The sequence below is a fragment of the Paracoccus sp. (in: a-proteobacteria) genome (assembly GCF_047605025.1).
In the GTDB taxonomy this organism is placed as follows: domain Bacteria; phylum Pseudomonadota; class Alphaproteobacteria; order Rhodobacterales; family Rhodobacteraceae; genus Paracoccus.
In genome coordinates this window covers 1-16,061 of the sequence record NZ_JASGGO010000020.1, presented here as the reverse complement: position 1 = coordinate 16,061, position 16,061 = coordinate 1, and the positions used below count along the sequence as shown (strand labels likewise).

19 protein-coding genes and 1 pseudogene are annotated in these 16,061 nt (G+C 66.4%); 7 read left to right on the top strand and 13 right to left on the bottom strand.

What is annotated here, in order from left to right:
* Nucleotides 1-180: 180 nt before the first annotated feature.
* The 5 genes from pheS to rpmI form a co-directional block, all read right to left on the bottom strand.
* On the bottom strand, nt 181-1,263 hold the full coding sequence (pheS, locus tag QM682_RS12270; RefSeq protein ID WP_415130122.1) for a phenylalanine--tRNA ligase subunit alpha: 1,083 nt from the start codon (nt 1,261-1,263) through the stop codon (nt 181-183).
* Between the two features lie 57 nt (nt 1,264-1,320).
* Nucleotides 1,321-1,665, bottom strand: coding sequence for an arsenate reductase family protein (locus QM682_RS12265; RefSeq protein ID WP_415130120.1), 345 nt, complete (start codon nt 1,663-1,665; stop codon nt 1,321-1,323).
* Nucleotides 1,666-1,697: 32 nt separating this feature from the next.
* Nucleotides 1,698-3,047, bottom strand: a complete 1,350-nt coding sequence (locus QM682_RS12260) for a cytochrome P450 (RefSeq protein WP_415130118.1) — start codon at nt 3,045-3,047, stop codon at nt 1,698-1,700.
* Nucleotides 3,048-3,222: 175 nt separating this feature from the next.
* Nucleotides 3,223-3,582: a 50S ribosomal protein L20 gene (gene rplT, locus QM682_RS12255; protein WP_155062999.1), complete on the bottom strand. Its 360-nt coding sequence runs from the start codon at nt 3,580-3,582 to the stop codon at nt 3,223-3,225.
* A 12-nt stretch (nt 3,583-3,594) separates the two neighbouring features.
* Nucleotides 3,595-3,795: a 50S ribosomal protein L35 gene (gene rpmI / locus QM682_RS12250; RefSeq protein WP_024843601.1), complete on the bottom strand. Its 201-nt coding sequence runs from the start codon at nt 3,793-3,795 to the stop codon at nt 3,595-3,597.
* Nucleotides 3,796-3,884: 89 nt separating this feature from the next.
* On the opposite strand from rpmI, the gene QM682_RS12245 reads away from it, so the two are divergent.
* On the top strand, nt 3,885-5,051 hold the full coding sequence (locus tag QM682_RS12245) for an aminotransferase class V-fold PLP-dependent enzyme (RefSeq protein ID WP_415130115.1): 1,167 nt from the start codon (nt 3,885-3,887) through the stop codon (nt 5,049-5,051).
* 25 nt (nt 5,052-5,076) lie between these two features.
* Here QM682_RS12245 and QM682_RS12240 read toward each other — a convergent pair whose 3' ends face one another.
* A complete protein-coding gene (locus tag QM682_RS12240; protein WP_415130113.1) occupies nt 5,077-5,688 on the bottom strand; it encodes a hypothetical protein in 612 nt (203 codons plus the stop codon).
* Nucleotides 5,689-5,773: 85 nt separating this feature from the next.
* Entirely contained in the window at nt 5,774-7,219 is a 1,446-nt protein-coding gene (gene pyk, locus QM682_RS12235; protein ID WP_415130111.1) for a pyruvate kinase, read from the bottom strand.
* 121 nt (nt 7,220-7,340) lie between these two features.
* Here pyk and QM682_RS12230 point away from each other — a divergent pair, with 121 nt between their 5' ends.
* Complete coding sequence (locus QM682_RS12230; protein WP_415130109.1) at nt 7,341-8,081, top strand: N-formylglutamate amidohydrolase; 741 nt, start codon at nt 7,341-7,343, stop codon at nt 8,079-8,081.
* A gap of 412 nt (nt 8,082-8,493) precedes the next feature.
* Here QM682_RS12230 and QM682_RS12225 read toward each other — a convergent pair.
* A pseudogene (locus tag QM682_RS12225) lies at nt 8,494-8,739 on the bottom strand (integrase core domain-containing protein); the annotation flags it as partial.
* A 48-nt stretch (nt 8,740-8,787) separates the two neighbouring features.
* On the opposite strand from QM682_RS12225, the gene QM682_RS12220 reads away from it, so the two are divergent.
* On the top strand, nt 8,788-9,075 hold the full coding sequence (locus tag QM682_RS12220; protein WP_415130107.1) for an IS66 family transposase: 288 nt from the start codon (nt 8,788-8,790) through the stop codon (nt 9,073-9,075).
* A 165-nt stretch (nt 9,076-9,240) separates the two neighbouring features.
* Here the strand turns inward: QM682_RS12220 and QM682_RS12215 are convergent, their stop codons facing one another.
* The 4 genes from QM682_RS12215 to QM682_RS12200 form a co-directional block, all read right to left on the bottom strand.
* Nucleotides 9,241-9,822 (bottom strand): hypothetical protein, encoded by a 582-nt coding sequence (locus tag QM682_RS12215; protein ID WP_415130105.1) that lies wholly within the window; start codon nt 9,820-9,822, stop codon nt 9,241-9,243.
* A gap of 113 nt (nt 9,823-9,935) precedes the next feature.
* Complete coding sequence (rlmH, locus tag QM682_RS12210; RefSeq protein ID WP_415130103.1) at nt 9,936-10,403, bottom strand: 23S rRNA (pseudouridine(1915)-N(3))-methyltransferase RlmH; 468 nt, start codon at nt 10,401-10,403, stop codon at nt 9,936-9,938.
* Nucleotides 10,404-10,406: 3 nt separating this feature from the next.
* Nucleotides 10,407-10,913 (bottom strand): ribosome silencing factor, encoded by a 507-nt coding sequence (gene rsfS / locus QM682_RS12205; RefSeq protein WP_415130233.1) that lies wholly within the window; start codon nt 10,911-10,913, stop codon nt 10,407-10,409.
* Between the two features lie 2 nt (nt 10,914-10,915).
* On the bottom strand, nt 10,916-11,296 hold the full coding sequence (locus QM682_RS12200; RefSeq protein ID WP_415130101.1) for a hypothetical protein: 381 nt from the start codon (nt 11,294-11,296) through the stop codon (nt 10,916-10,918).
* A gap of 190 nt (nt 11,297-11,486) precedes the next feature.
* On the opposite strand from QM682_RS12200, the gene leuC reads away from it, so the two are divergent.
* A complete protein-coding gene (leuC, locus tag QM682_RS12195) occupies nt 11,487-12,911 on the top strand; it encodes a 3-isopropylmalate dehydratase large subunit (protein WP_415130099.1) in 1,425 nt (474 codons plus the stop codon).
* On the opposite strand, the gene QM682_RS12190 is transcribed toward leuC, so the two are convergent.
* Nucleotides 12,862-13,506: a hypothetical protein gene (locus QM682_RS12190; protein WP_415130097.1), complete on the bottom strand. Its 645-nt coding sequence runs from the start codon at nt 13,504-13,506 to the stop codon at nt 12,862-12,864. The two genes, leuC and QM682_RS12190, sit on opposite strands and share 50 nt — an antisense overlap.
* 88 nt (nt 13,507-13,594) lie before the next feature.
* Between QM682_RS12190 and leuD the strand changes: the two genes are divergently transcribed.
* Genes leuD through bluB form a run of 3 tightly spaced genes read left to right on the top strand, consistent with a single transcriptional unit; the run spans nt 13,595 to nt 15,913 of the window.
* Complete coding sequence (leuD, locus tag QM682_RS12185; protein ID WP_415130095.1) at nt 13,595-14,200, top strand: 3-isopropylmalate dehydratase small subunit; 606 nt, start codon at nt 13,595-13,597, stop codon at nt 14,198-14,200.
* Nucleotides 14,201-14,202: 2 nt separating this feature from the next.
* Nucleotides 14,203-15,303, top strand: coding sequence for an endonuclease/exonuclease/phosphatase family protein (locus QM682_RS12180; protein ID WP_415130093.1), 1,101 nt, complete (start codon nt 14,203-14,205; stop codon nt 15,301-15,303).
* Nucleotides 15,290-15,913, top strand: a complete 624-nt coding sequence (bluB, locus tag QM682_RS12175; protein ID WP_415130091.1) for a 5,6-dimethylbenzimidazole synthase — start codon at nt 15,290-15,292, stop codon at nt 15,911-15,913. The genes QM682_RS12180 and bluB overlap by 14 nt, the downstream gene beginning before the upstream one ends.
* Nucleotides 15,914-16,061 lie beyond the last annotated feature (148 nt).

Genomic DNA, 16,061 nt, shown 5'->3' with positions numbered 1-16,061 from the left:
TCGCCGGGCGGCCCGTCGTTGCGGGGAAGAACCCGGCCCATTCCCGCTTGAAAAATGCCCAGTCGATCAAGGCGCCAACCTTCACCAGCCTGCGGCGCAGAAGGTCGTCCTGTTCGGGGGCGCGGGCATGGGGCGTTAGGTTTCGCCTTATTTTGGGATCATCAGACCGCCGCCGTGCGGTCAGCGGCTAAGACCGCCCGCCACGCTCGGCACATCTCCCGCGGCAAAGCCATAATGCCGCAGCCAGCGCAGATCGCTTTCAAAGAAGGCCCGCAGATCCGGGATGCCGTATTTCAGCATCGCGATCCGGTCGATGCCCATGCCGAAGGCAAAGCCCTGCCACTGATCGGGATCAATCCCGCCCGCCGCCAGAACCTTGGGATGGACCATCCCGGAACCCAGGATTTCCAGCCAGCTATTCCCCTGCCCCAGCGTCAGCTTGCCACCCTCCCAGGAGCAGCGGATATCGACCTCGGCCGAGGGCTCGGTGAAGGGGAAATGGCTGGCGCGGAAACGCAGCTCCACCTCGTCCAGTTCGAAGAAGGCGCGGCAGAACTCCTCCAGCGTCCATTTCAGGTTCGCCATGGAGATGTCGCGGCCCAAGGCCAGCCCCTCGACCTGGTGGAACATCGGCGCATGGGTCTGGTCCATGTCCATGCGGTAAACGCGGCCCGGCGCGATGACGCGGATCGGCGCGCCGGTCGACTGCATGGCGCGGATCTGCACCGGCGAGGTGTGGGTGCGCAGCACATGCGGCGGGCGCGGATCGTCCGAAGCGCGCGCCATGAAGAAGGTGTCGTGCTCCTGCCGGGCGGGATGCTCGGGCGGAATGTTCAGCGCGTCGAAATTGAACCAGTCGGATTCGATCTGCGGCCCCTCGGCGACGCGGAAACCCATATCGGCGAAGATCGCGGTGACCTCCTCGGTCACCTGGCTGACGGGGTGGATGCTGCCCTGCGGACGCGGGCGGCCGGGCAGGGTCACGTCCAGCCATTCGCCTTTCAGGCGGGCATCCAGCGCCGCATCCTCAAGCCCCTGCTTGCGGGCACGAAGCGCGCTGTCGATCTCGTCCTTGAGGCGGTTCAGGGCGGCGCCGGTAGTCTGACGCTCTTCGGGGGTCATCCGGCCCAGTTCCTTCATCCTGCCGCTGATCTCGCCCTTCTTGCCAAGGGCTGCCAGGCGGACCTGCTCTAGCGCATCGGCATCGGCGGCGCCCGAGATGCGGTCGAGATAGGACTGGCGAAGGGTGTTCAGATCGGACATGGTGGCTTTCCTTGCGGTTCTCGCGCCGATTAGCACGCGAAGACGACCGGGAAAAGCCTAGCGGGACAGGGTTTCGGCCAGCAGATCGACCGGCCGGCACAGACGAACCCCGCCGGGGCCGCAGACGATGGGACGCTCGACCAGCGCGGGGTTCTGGACCATGTGATCCAGGATCGTCTCGTCATCGGCACCGGGCAGCCCGCGCTCGGCCGCGTCGGTGCCCTTGACGCGCAGGGCCTGGGCCGGCGTCAGATCGGCGGCGGCGAAAAGGCCCAAAAGTTGGGGCCGGGTCCAGCCTTCCTTGACATAATCAACGACATGCGGATCGATCCCTGCATCGCGGATCATCTGCAACACCTTGCGCGAGGTCGAACAGGTCGGCTTGTGATAGATGGTGATCATGGCCGCGACCTTGCCGCGCGGCGGGGTGGATTTCAAGCGCGTTCGCGGATGCTCAGCCAGACGCCGCCATGCGGGCGCAGGGTCAGGATCATGCGCGGCTGCGGCAGCCGCGAGGTCAGCGCGAATTCCAGCCGATCCAGCAAGGTGGCAAGGATGATCACCGCCTCTTGCAGCGCGAAGCTCGCGCCAATGCAGATGCGGGGGCCGGCACCGAAGGGCAGGAAGGCGAAGCGGTCGCGGATCACGCCCGGCGCGAAGCGGTCCGGGTCGAAGGCGTCGGGCTCATCCCACAGCAGATGATGGCGGTGCAATGCATAGATCGGCAGCATGATCGTATCGCCGGGCCGAACCTCGCGACCGCCTAAAGTGTCGTGGATGCGGGCGGTGCGCGACAGGAAGGCGGCGGGCGGATAAAGCCGCAGCGCCTCGTCCACCACTTGGCGGATATAGGACAGCCTGGGCAGGTCCGCCGCCGTCGCCGCCCGGCCATCCAGCACGGCACGGGCTTCTGCGGCGGCACGGGCCTGGACGGCAGGGTCGAACCCCAACAGATACAGCGCCCAGGCCAAGGTCAGCGCGGTCGTCTCATGCCCGGCGACGATGAAGGTCAGAAGGTTGTCACGCAGTTCGGCCGGGGACATGCGGCGATGCATCTCGGGATCCTCGCCCGCGCGCAGCAGGTCCAGAAGATCCGGCACGGGGCGCGGGCCGGTTCGGGCGCGGGCGCCGATCGCCTGGTCGGCCACCCGCTTCATGCGCCGCAGATCGCCCCCCGTGCGCAGCCGCCCCGGACGCGGGATCCAGCCCGGCAGGCCCAGGATGTCCAGCACCGAAATCCGCGCCGAGCTTTCGATATAGGCGTTGATCGCATGATGCACGGCATTGCGGTCGAAACCCTCGTCGCCGGAAAAGGTCACGTCCGAGATCACCTCGAAGGTCGCCGCCACCGTCTCGGCAAAGACATCGACCGGCCCCCGCGATGCCGCCAGCCGCCGGGCGCCGGCCTCGGCGGCCCCGGTCATGACCGGGGCCAGCGCCTCGACATGACGCTGCGCAAAGGCAGGCGCGGCGGCGCGGCGCTGCCAGCGCCAATGCGCACCCTCGGCGACGAAAAGCGATTGCCCGATGGCCGGCTCAAGCAAAAGCTTCGTCACCAGCGATTTCGGATAGTCCTCCACCCGATCCTTCAGCACGATCCGCAATGCCTCTGGATCCATGACCATGTGCCAGCGTTTGCCGGTCTTGCCCGAAACCATCGGCTGACGCGTGGCGATCTCGGGGATCAGCTCCAGCACATTGCGCCGCGCGACCATGGCCGAGGCGATCACGCCCAGGGGCTTGCGATGCAGGGAAACACGGGCGGGATGACGCGGCTGATCCATCCTCTCAGCAACCACCATTCGCACCGGCGGTTCCAGTCCCCTTCATGCGTCTTTCTTGCCTAAATATCCTGGGGGAATGCCGGGCACCGCCCGGCATGGGGGCAAAGCCCCCCAAGCAAAAAGAAAAACCCGCGCCTTGGCGCGGGTCCGTTTCCTTCGCCAGCAGCCTGGAAAATCAGGCGGCAGCCTTGGCCTGGGCCACGACGGCGGCAAAAGCCTCCGGCTCGTGCACGGCCAGGTCGGCCAGAACCTTGCGATCCACCTCGATACCGGCTTTCGCCAGGGCGGCGATGAAGCGCGAATAGGTCATCTCGGCATCGACCGCACGGACCGCGGCGTTGATGCGCTGGATCCACAGCGCGCGGAAATTGCGCTTGCGTGCCTTGCGGTCGCGGGTCGCGTATTGGTTCGCCTTGTCGACGGCCTGGGTCGCGGTGCGGAAGTTGCGCGACCGATTGCCGTAATAGCCTTTCGCCGCGTCAAGAACCTTCTTGTGGCGGGCGTGGGTGACTTTACCCGATTTGACTCGTGCCATGTCCGGTTCTCCTTAGCGGTTGTAAGGCATGTATTTCTTGACGATCTTCGCATCCGCATCGGACAGGATCATGGTCCCGGTCACATCGCGGATGAATTTCGTCGAGCGTTTGATCATACCGTGGCGCTTGCCAGCCGGGCCAGCTTTCACTTTGCCCGAGGCCGTCATCGAGAACCGCTTTTTCGCGGCCGATTTGGTCTTCATCTTCGGCATTTTACTCTCCTTGCGGTCAGAGTGAACGCACGACTCGGCAATGCCATATCGGCCGGCCGCGCGGGTGGAAGCGTGCCCTATAAGGCCACATGGCTGGATTGGCAAGGCCCCAGGCGCGGCCGCGCGCACTGGAAAAGCGCGGCGCGATGGACCAGAATGCCGAACCGGACCAGGCAGAGGCCAGGATGTCAACCTATCTGAACGCTGGCGGGCACGGCCTGCCATCCCAGGCGCAGCGCGCGCGGCTGCTGGCCCATGCCCGGCTGGAAGCCGAGGCGGGCGTATTGGCCGCCATCGACGCCGCTCAGCCGGAACTGGCGGAATTGCGCGGCAAGGCCGCGCGGCTTCTCGGCACCGCGCCCCGGCGGGTGGGACTGGGCCATACCACAACGCAATTCTGGCTGGCGGCGCTGACGCGGATGCCCCTCGGGGGTCGGCGGGTGCTTCTGTCGCCGCATGAATGGGGCACGCATGTCCGGTTCCTGCGCCAGGTCGCGCCGGATCGCGGCCTGCGGCTGGATGTCATCCCCGAATCCGAGGCGCTGGACCCCGCCGCCTGGGCCGCCCGGATCGGGCCGGACCTGGGCGCGATCCTGCTGCCGCATGTCACCAGCGCGCGGGGCCTGGTCTATCCGGTCGCGCGCATCGCCGCCCTGCCCCGCCCCGAACAGGCGCTGGTCCTGGTCGATGCCGCCCAGGCCCTGGGCCGGGTGCAGGTCGGGCTGGATGAACTGGGTGCGGATGTGGTGGTCTCGACCGGGCGGAAATGGCTGCGCGGCCCGCGCGCCACGGCAATTCTGGCGCTCTCGGACCGGGCCGAGACGGTGCTGGGGCTGGAGGCACGGGCGCTGGAGCCGCTGGACGCCAATCTGGCGCTGCGGCTGGGCCTGAACGTGGCGCTGGACGAGGTGCTGGCCCTGGGCGTGCCCGCCCATGCCGCCGCATTGGCCCGGATCGCCCTGCGCTTTCGCGCGGCATTGGCGGCGCATGACCGGCTGGCGGAATGGCTGGACACGGGGCAAGGCGGCGAAATCGCGCCGGGCCATGTGGTGCTGTCGGTGCCCCTGGCCGAAAAGCCGGGGATCGAGGCGCGGCTTCAGGCAGCGGGCATCCTGGTGAAATGGCCGACACCCAGCGTGGAGGAGCCGCTATCCCAAGCCGCACGCGCGCAGGACCGGGCACTGCTGCGAATCACGCCGCATCTCTATAACGACGACGCCGAAGCCGAGGCCCTGGCGGCCGTCCTGGCGGGTTAGCCCTCCGCCACGGCAGGGGCACGGCTTATTGGCTGGGCGCCTGCTGAACAGGAACCTCGGTCGAAGTTTCGGATACGGGGGCTTCAGACACGGGGGCTTCAGACACGGGGGCCTCGGTCGCCGGGATCTCCACGGCGGTTTCAGCCGGGCTTTCCGCCGCAGGAATCTCGGCGGCGGGCGCTTCACTGGCCGGTGCTTCACTGGCGGGCGCATCGGCGACGGGCGCGGCGGGGGCCGTTTCAGGCACCTCGACGGCCTGTGTCGGCACGCTTTCCGGGGGCGGGGTTTCCGCGCCGGGGGTCTCGCCCGAACTGCCCTCATGCAGCGGGGCCTCAGCCGAGGGGGCGCTGGTTGTGCTGTCTCCGCCGGTCTGCTCGGGGGTGACGGCAGGGGGCGGGGCGCTGACGGTATTGGTGCCAAACGCCTGGCCGCTGGTCAGGCGGTCCCAGCTTTCGCCGACACTGCCAGCGCCCAGGGGACGCCCACCGAACCAGCTTGCCGCGAACAGCACGACCACGCCCGCCACCAGGGCCAGGGCAGCGCCCCGAGGCGCGCGGGTCCGGGCGACCGAGATGATCGCCATGATCACCGACAGCGCGCAAAGCGCCACACCCAGCAAAAGCAGAAGATCGACCATGGCATTCCCCTATTCCTCGCCCCGCGGCCAGAGCGCCCCATCAAGCCCGGCCGGTTTCCCGGCCGAGGCCCTTACCTTCAGGGAGTTATTCTGGATCGGTGCGATAGATCAAGCGTTCGTCACAAGGCGCGATGCGCAGGATATTGGTGGTGCCGGACTGGTTGAAGGGCACGCCCGCCATCACGACGATCTGATTGTTTTCGTCGGCGAAGCCGAAATCGCGCGCCGCCTTGGCGGCATTGACCACGGCCTGCTTGAAACGCTCCAGCGAGGGGGTCAGCACGCAATGCGTGCCCCAGGTCAGGCACAGCCGGCGCAGCGTGCGCTCTTGCGAGGACAGGGCGATGATCCGCACGCGCGGGCGTTCGCGGGCCACCAGGCTGCCGGTGGTGCCGGATTGAGTATAAGCGCAGATCGCGGAAATGTCGGTCGTCTCGGCGATCTCGCGCGCGGCGGCGACAATGGCGTCGGCGACGGTCTGGCGGCTGGCCTGGCGCGAGCTTTCGATGATCTCACGATAGGTCGGATCGGATTCGACCGAACGGGCCACGTTGTCCATGGTGCTGACGGCCTCGATCGGATAAGCGCCGGCGGCGCTTTCGGCCGAAAGCATGATCGCATCCGTGCCCTCATAGATCGCGGTCGCCACGTCCGAAACCTCGGCCCGCGTCGGCATCGGGCTTTCGATCATCGATTCCAGCATCTGCGTCGCGACGATCACGGGCTTGGCGGCAGAGCGGCAGGCCCGCACCAGCCGTTTCTGGATCGGCGGCACGGAATGGACCGGAAGCTCGACCCCCAGATCGCCCCGCGCCACCATGATCCCGTCCGAAACCTTGAGGATCTCGGAGAAGGCGCGGACGGCGGCGGGCTTCTCGATCTTGGAGAGGATCGCAGCCCGGCCCTTGGCCAGTTCGCGCGCCTCGATCACGTCCTCGGGGCGCTGGACGAAGCTAAGCGCCAGCCAATCCACGCCAAGCTGGCAGGCGAACTCCAGATCGTCGCGGTCCTTGTCCGAAAGCGCGGCCAGAGGCAGCACCACATCGGGCACGTTCACGCCCTTGCGGTTCGAGATCGCGCCCCCCGCCTTCACCACGCAATCGGCGAAATCGGCACCGCAGCTTTCCACCCGCAGCCGGATCTTGCCGTCATTGACCAGAAGCTCGGCGCCCGGTTCCAGCGCGGCGAAAATCTCGGGATGGGGCAGTTGCACGCGCGCGGCGGTGCCCGGTGCGTCGTCCAGGTCAAAGCGGAACGCCTGGCCGATCTGCAATTCATGCGGCCCTTCGGCAAATGTGCCGACACGCAGTTTCGGCCCCTGAAGATCGGCCAGCACCGCGATGGGGCGGCCCGATTCGGCCTCGACCCGGCGGATGATGTCATAGCGCGCGCGCTGCTCGGCATGAGAGCCATGGCTCATGTTCAGGCGGAACACGTCGGCTCCAGCCTCGAACAGCGAACGGATGGTGGCGAAGTCGCTGGATGCCGGCCCCAACGTTGCCACGATCTTGACCTTGCGATGCCGTCTCATCCATTTCTCCCATCGATGTTTGCGCTAGCAGGGGATTTATAGACCTATTCCCACCATTGCGGCAACTGGTGCCTTACCCTTGGCTTGCACTAAACCGCCAGCCATGCAAGGCGAAGAGATGATGACGAGCGAAGCTTATACGACCTTGGGCACGGATCGCCCCTCGCGCTGGCTTGTGACCTGCGACCACGCCACGAACCGGGTGCCCGGCTGGATCAATGCCGGAAATCTGGGCATCGCGCCCGAAGACATGGAGCGTCATATCGCCTATGACGTGGGCGCGGCGGGCCTAAGCCTGCGCTTGGCCGAAAAGCTGGACGCGCCGGCGATCCTGTCCGACTTCTCGCGGCTGGTGATCGACCCCAACCGGGGCGAGGACGATCCGACGCTTTTGATGAAGATCTATGACGGGACCGTCATCCCCGCGAACCGCCATGCCGACACGGCCGAGCGCGAGCGGCGGCTGGACCGGCTATACCGGCCCTATCACGCGGCGCTGGGGACGCTGGCAGACGCGCATCCGCGCCGGGCGATCTGCGCCATTCACAGCTTTACCCGGCAATTGCGCGGGCGCCCGCGCCGGCCCTGGTCGGTGGGCGTGCTCTATTCCCATCGCGACGAGCGGCTGGGCAAGGCCATGGTGCGCGAATGCCGGGAACTGGGCTGGGTCACCGGCGACAACGAACCCTATTCCGGCCATCTGGACGGCGATTCCATCGACCGCCACGCCCTGGCGCAGGGCCGCCCCAACCTGCTGATCGAGGTGCGCAACGACCTGATCGCGGATGCCGTGGGGCAAGAGGAATGGGCCGAGCGCCTGGCAGGCGTTCTGGCGGGCCTGTTGGACCGTGAGGGCATCTGATCCACGACACCCGCGCCGCCTTCCACCAGCCGGATCCGGCTTTGGAGGGCGGACATAAGGCCCGCCTTCCATATCCTGGTCGATAGCAAGGGCCGCACGCGGCAAGCGCCGGCCGGCTGTCGGGCACCCCACTGACCAATGAGAACGGCACCAAGGCCGACCTCAAGGCTGGTTGAACAGCCGCTTCGGCGGCACATGAAGGGACCGCTCAAACCCCCTGTCACGGCATCGGCCGGATGACAGAGAAAGGGAGCGCGGCAAGCACCCATCGAACCGGAGAGGTCCCGGCAGGAAAAATCGAATTGGCTGAAATCGTCATGCCGGGATTTTGCATGGCAAAGCCATGACAACATGCCCGGCAAGATGAAAGGCGCCTTTCGCTTGGCTGCCGGCTTTTCGGTCCTTGTATCTGAAGGATGAATCGATCTGGCTCTGATGCCCGGATTTTGCAGATGTATTCATAAGGCGCGAGGCCGCCGAGCGTCTTGAGGCAGCGGGCGAAGTTGTAAGCTGCCATGAAGTCGGAAAGACACCTGCGCAACTGGTCGTGGTTCTCGTCGTGGCGGCATTTGACCGTCGCGTCCTTGATGGTGCGGTTCATCCGCTCGACCTGACGATTGGCCCAGGGATGGCAGATCTTGGTCAGGCGGCGTGCGATCCCCCTCGACCATTGTCCTCAGACCAATGGCGGACCGGGTCAGCAAATATGCTGATCATCTGCCACTCTATCGCCAGAGCCAGATCTTCGACCGCTAAGGGGCTCCATCTGGATCGTTCGCCCCTCGCCGATCGGGTCGGCAAGACCACCGCCTTGCTGGAGTCCCTGACCGACGCCATCGGTCGCCATGTCCTGTCGGCCGAAGCGATCCTTGCTGATGACACGACGGTGCGGATGCTGGCGCCTGGCACTGGCAAGACCCTATTGGCGCGAACGACATTGACCGCCATGAGATCCATCCTGCTCGGCGGGTTCCGCTGCAAGACCGGCGCCTGAGCCAGCCGATGCCGATGCCGATGCCGATGCCGATGCCGATGCCGATGCCCCCAAGCTGTATCTGAAAAAGAGGCTTGGGAAGGGCGAGGATGACCAGAACCCACCCCGCCCGCTTCTGACACTGACTACCGGGCGAGCGAGATCCAGATCCGCCCGCCACGGAGCTTACTTCGGCCACCAGGCGATGAAATCCCCTCGGCCCGGACGCAGAGGGTTGCCGGCGGCGGCTGTGGCCTCTCGCGCAGTGCTGCGGTAAAGCTGATGTGTGGCGCTGTCCTGCAACTCGGCCTCTTCATCGCCGGGAACGGCGCGGACGGTGATCGTGCCCAGCTTCAGCGCCCGCTGAAAGCCGGGATCATCGCCATAGACCGATTTCAGATAAGCGATGACCTTGGCGCGGAAGGCGATCTGATCCATCGGGGCCGGAGACACGTCGGTCGTCTCGGGCTGAGTTGCCTCGCGCAGCAGCCGCGCCAGAGCCGGATCGGATTCGGCCAGACGCTCGACCATCTCATCGCTCATGCGGAAGCCATCGCGGCCCTGGCCGTCGGCGCCGGGATCGTCCCGCCGGGTCTTGTGCCGGCCTTGCGGCCAAGCGTCGGCCAGTTGCGCGGTCCCGGCTTCGCCCCCCGCCGAAGGACCGGACACGGGACGGGACACATCGCGCTGAGCGGGGTCTTGCGCGGCCTCGCCGCGCGGGGGGATCACCGCCGAGGCGGCCAGGGGCGTGATGGCTGGTATGGACATGGGAAACCGGGGATTCGTTCATCTGGCATGGTTCGAATCTAACACCGTCCGGCGCCATTCCCGTCCGTTCTTTGCCCGGCATTTTAATGATCGAGGGTTCCCGGCGACAGGGCTCAGACCCGGTGATAGGGGCTGCCGGCCAGGATCGTGGTGGCGCGATAGATCTGTTCGGCCAGCATCACCCGCACCAGCATATGCGGCCAGACCATGCGCCCAAAGCTGATCGCCAGATCCGCCCGCGCCCGCAACGCGGGATCGATCCCATCCGCCCCGCCGATAACAAAGGCGATGTCGCGGGCCTGGTCGCGGAACCCGGCGATCCCCGCGGCCAGCTCGGGCGAGCTAAGCATCTGGCCGCGCTCGTCCAGGATCACCAGGGCGGCGCCCTCTGGGATGGCGCGCATCAGAAGCGGTGCCTCGGCGGCCATGCCGCCGCCGCGCTTGTCCTCGACCTCTACGACCGTCACCGGCGGCAGGCCCAAGGCGCGGCCCGCCTTGGCGTGGCGCTCAAGGTAGTCGGCGATCAGCGCCGCCTCGGGGCCCTGCCGCAGCCGCCCAACGGCGGCGATGACGATCCGCATGGATCAGACGCGCGGGATTCGGGCGGCTTCCTCGGCGGCGTGATCGGCGCGCAGGCGCTCCAGCGTGGCCGAGCGCAGCGCATCGGCCGGCATCCACATCTTTTCAAGCTGGTAGAACTCGCGGACCTCGGGGCGGAAGACATGGACGATCACGTCATCCGTGTCGATCAGCACCCAGTCGCCGGTGTCCTTGCCCTCGATCCGGGCGCTGCGGCCGGTCTTTTCCTTCAGGCGCTGGACCAGCTTCTCGGCGATGGCGGCCACCTGGCGCGAGGAACGGCCCGAGGCGATCACCATGTGATCGGCCATGGCGGAGCGACCGCGCAGGTCGATGGTCACGACCTCCTCGGCTTTGTCATCGTCCAGCGAGGCAAGGATGCAGGCCAGAAGCTGATCGCTGGTCAGATCGGACTGCGCGAAAGTCGCAGCCGGCGAAGAGGCCGGCGAGACGGTATTGGACAGGGGTTCATCCTCCGGTCGGCGCGCCGCTCTCCCCCGGCGCAAGGGCATGTTCAATGTAACACGGATTCCGGCCCGCTCAATGCCGGGAGAGGTGGATTTCTGGCCTCATTCGCTGGCCGGCAGGCGGAAAGCGGAAGATTTCCCCATGGATCCGGGCATTTGACCAGGCCCACGGCCCAGGTCAGTTGCTGCGTTTCCAGCCGCGCGACCTGCTGCCCCCGCTGGCCGGGACCGTCCACGAGATAGACCCCCAGCGTGAAAACGCCCACGCAAATCAGCGGAATCGCCCGCAGCAGGACCCGAATCAGCATGCCCATTCCCTTTTTCCATCGTTGCCGGCGAGGATAGGGCGCAATTCTCAACATGGAATTAACAGCCCCGTGTGCAATCCCGTGTGCGATATTGAAACCGACCGAAAATCGGCGTAACATGGCCATCATGCAAGGATTCGTCTATTTCGATATCCATGACCGGGCCAGGCTGCCGGGTCGCTTCTATGGCGTAAGCCATTCCGTCACTGCCCGACTTTGACGGTCGCGGACGCATGCGCGTCATTGCCGTGGCCCAGCCCGGCGCGTTTTATCCTCACTCTCCCAGCTACTCTTTCGGAAAGAGACAGCCATGACCGGCAATACCCCCCGCACGCTTTACGACAAGATCTTCGACGCCCATGTCGTGGACCGGCAAGAGGATGGCACCTGCATCCTGTATATCGACCGCCACCTGGTTCATGAGGTGACCAGCCCCCAGGCATTCGAGGGGCTTCGCATGGCCGGGCGCAAGGTGCGCCGTCCCGACCAGACCATCGCCGTGCCGGACCATAACGTGCCGACCACCGCCGACCGCGTGAAAGGGATCGAGAACCCCGAGGGCCGCATCCAGGTCGCCGAACTCGACAAGAACGCCCGCGATTTCGGCCTGAACTATTACCCGATGTCGGACATCCGCCAGGGTATCGTGCATATCGTCGGCCCGGAACAGGGCTGGACCCTGCCCGGCATGACCGTGGTTTGCGGTGACAGCCACACCGCGACCCATGGCGCTTTCGGGGCGCTGGCGCATGGTATCGGCACCTCGGAGGTGGAGCACGTCCTGGCCACCCAGACGCTGATCCAGAAGAAATCCAAGAACATGAAGGTGGAAATCACCGGCCGCCTGCGTCCCGGCGTCACCGCCAAGGACATCACCCTGGCGGTGATCGGCAAGACCGGCACCGCCGGCGGCACCGGCTATGTCATCGAATATTGCGGCCAGGCGATCCGCGAACTGTCGATGGAAGGCCGCATGACCGTCTGCAACATGGCGATCGAGGGTGGCGCCCGCGCCGGCCTGATCGCCCCGGACGAGACCACCTTCGCCTATTGCATGGGCCGCCCCCATGCGCCCAAGGGCGCCTCCTGGGAGGCCGCCGTTTCCTGGTGGAAGACCCTTTTCACCGATGAGGGCGCGCATTTCGACAAGACCGTCACCATCCGCGGCGAGGACATCGCCCCCGTCGTCACCTGGGGCACCTCGCCCGAGGACGTGCTGGCGATCACCGACCGCGTTCCCGCCCCCGAGGAGTTCGAGGGCGGCAAGGTCGAGGCCGCGCGCCGCAGCCTGGACTACATGGACCTTCAGCCCGGCACCCTTCTGACCGAGGTAAAGATCGACGCGGTATTCATCGGCTCATGCACCAATGGCCGGATCGAGGATCTGCGCGCCGCCGCCGGCATTCTCAAGGGCAGGCACCTGGCCGCCGGCGTGCGCGGCATGGTCGTGCCCGGCTCGGGCCTGGTCAGGATGCAGGCCGAGGAAGAAGGGCTGGACAAGATCTTTACCGATGCCGGCTTCGAATGGCGGCTGGCGGGCTGCTCGATGTGTCTGGGCATGAACCCCGACCAGCTTGCGCCGGGCGAACGCTGCGCCGCGACCTCGAACCGCAATTTCGAGGGCCGCATGGGCCGGGGTGGCCGGACGCATCTGATGTCGCCGGTCATGGCCGCAGCCGCCGGGATCAAGGGCCATCTGACAGATGTTCGTGAAATGATGGCCGAGGCGGTCTAAGCGGGTTCGGGCGGGGCGCCCTGCCCCGCCCGATAAGCCGCCAGGCATTCACCGCGATCAGGACCAAGCCGGAATTCTCGAACCAGAAGTTGAACTTCACATTCGCGAAATTCATGCTGATGAGGCTGTCGACATCATGAAACCCCACCGCGCGCGCCAGCACAAAGCCGCAAAGCACGGTCAGGCCCAGCAGGGCCAGGCCATTGCGGCGCAATCGGCCGCGCAACTGGCGCAGGGCCATGCACAGCGCCAGAACCACGGTCGCAACCAGCAGGGCGATGAAACTAAGCTGCACCCAGGCGCGGTCGTCATACCAACCCTGGGTATGGGCCACGCAGCGCCCCGTCGCGGTCAGCGCGGTTTGCAGATCAAGCTGCTTGTTGACACCCAGGAAAGCCATCAGCAGGGTGATCGCCAACCACAGCCCAAGCGCCGCTCCGACCGGGCGGCGCAGCAGAACCGCCGTCGCCAGGACAAAGCACAAGCCATAGGAAATCACCGTAAGCCAGCCCGTGATCTCGGGATCCCCGATCACGGGCGTCCAGCCATGGCCCATGCAAGACCGCAAAACGGCAAAATTGATAAAACCGAACATCACAAACATTCCCATGAGGGAAACTGAAAAACTGCCTGCAAGGCTAACGCCGGGCCAGGCAGCCCGTCAATTCTGCAAGGATCAAGAAATGGACAAATTCGCCACGCTGACCGGAATCGCGGCACCGATGCCTCTGGTCAATATCGACACTGACATGATCATTCCCAAGCAGTTCCTGAAGACGATCCATCGCTCGGGCCTGGGCAAGAACCTGTTTGACGAGATGCGCTTCAACCCGGACGGCAGCGAGGTCCCCGATTTCGTGCTGAACCAGCCGGCCTGGCGCGCCAGCCAGATCATCATCGCCGGCGACAATTTCGGCTGCGGCTCATCGCGCGAGCACGCGCCCTGGGCATTGCTGGACTATGGCATCCGCTGCGTCATCTCGACCAGCTTCGCCGACATCTTCTACAATAACTGCTTCAAGAACGGCATTCTGCCCATCGTCATGCCGCAAGAGGTGGTGAACGTGCTGATGGAGGATGCCCGCAAGGGCGCCAATGCCCGCATGACCGTGGACCTTGAGGCGATGACCGTGACCACCTCGGACGGAGAGAGTTTCAGCTTCGAACTGGACCCGTTCCGCCGCCACTGCCTGCTGAACGGGTTGGACGATATCGGCCTGACGATGGAGAAATCGCCCTCGATCGACGCCTTCGAAAACCGGATGGCGCAAAGCCGGCCCTGGATCTGATCTTGGCGACCAGTCCCGTCCGGCTGCTGCTGCCGGCGGTTTTCGCGCTGGCCTGCGGGCTTTGGGCGGGGACGGCGCCGGCCGGTCCCTTGCGGATCGCGACCTTCAGCCCCGACCTGTCCCGCGACGGGCCGGGGCTTTTGCTGCGCGACCTGGGCCGCGAGGATGCCCAGATCGCCGCCGTGATCCAGGTCATCGCCCGGACGCGGCCCGACATCCTGCTGCTGACCGGCCTGGACTGGGACCACGAGGGGCTGGCTCTTGCGGCCCTGCGCCAGCGGCTGGAACAGGCCGCCATTCCCTATGACCATGCCTTCGCGGGTCCGCCCAATGCCGGGATGCCCAGCGGGCTGGACCTGGACGGCGACGGCCGGCTGGGCAAGGCCAGGGACCGGCAGGGCTTTGGCCGCTTTCCGGGCCAAGGTGGCATGGCGCTGCTGTCGCGCTTTCCGCTGGCCGAGATCCGCGACCATAGCGCCTTTCTGTGGCGCGACCTGCCCGGTCACCTGATGCCCCCGACCCCGCCCGAGGCGGCTGCGATCCAGCGGCTCTCCTCGGTCGCGCATTGGGACGTGACCATAACGGCGGGAACAAGGCCACTGCATCTGCTGGCCATGGCCGCGACGCCCCCGGTCTTCGACGGTCCCGAGGATCGGAACGGCCGGCGCAACCATGACGAGCTGGCCTTCTGGCTAAGGCATCTGCCCGATGCGGCTTTCGTCCTGGCCGGCGACCTGAACCTGGACCCCGCCGATGGCGACGGCCGCCCCCAGGCACTGGCGCGCCTGATGGATCATGTCCAGGATCCGCGCCCCGCCAGCGAAGGCGCCCGGCAGGCGGGCAGCCTTGGCGTCAATGCCGGCCATCGCGGCGATCCGGCGCTGGACACCGCCGATTGGCCCGACGACAGGCCGCCAGGCAATATGCGGGTCGATTATCTGTTGCCGCGCAAGGATCTGGCCGTTCTGGGCGCGGGCGTCTTCTGGCCCGCCGAAGAGCCCCTGGCCACCCTGGCACGCACCGCCTCGCGCCACAGGCTGGTCTGGCTGGACCTGGACTGGCCCGGCCTGCCCGATCAGGAGGCTGGGGATGCGGCTGACTGAAGATGACCGCGCCGCGCTGGACCGCGTCCTGCGCTGGCGCCGCGATGTCCGGCATTTCCGCCCCGATCCCATTCCCGAGGCCCTGATCCGGGATCTGCGGCAGGCGATGGAGCTTGCGCCTTCGGTCGGGAATTCCCGGCCCTGGCGGGTGATCCGCGTCGATGATCCCGCCCTGCGCGCCGCCATCCGCCGGGATCACGCGGCCTGCAACCAGGCCGCAGCCCGCACCTACCAGGACGAGCGCCGCGCGCATTACCTGTCGCTGAAGCTCGCGGGGCTGGAACAGGCGCCGCTGCAACTGGCGGTGTTCACCCGCACCAACCCCGCCGAGGGCCACGGCCTGGGGCGCGCCACCATGCCCGAGACGCTGCGCCAATCCACCGCCATGGCCATTCACACGCTCTGGCTGGCGGCACGGGCGCGCAATCTTGGATTGGGCATGGTCTCGATCCTGGATCCGACCAGGATCGGCCCGCTGCTGGACGCACCCCCGAATTGGGAGTTCAGCGCCTGGCTCTGCCTCGGCTGGCCCGAATGCACTGACGACCTGCCTCTTCTGCATCGCGATGGCTGGCAGGAAAATATTCGAAACGGCTGGGAAACCCGCTGATCGGCGAACCGTATCGGCGCGGACAGCATGACCGCAGAGATCCGGCGCGGGGCAGAATAAGCGACTGTATGCTTGACGGAGTGTTTCACGGAGGGTAATCTTCCCCGTTTTAACGGGGCACAGAAGTAGACTTCAGGCAGCCATCTTC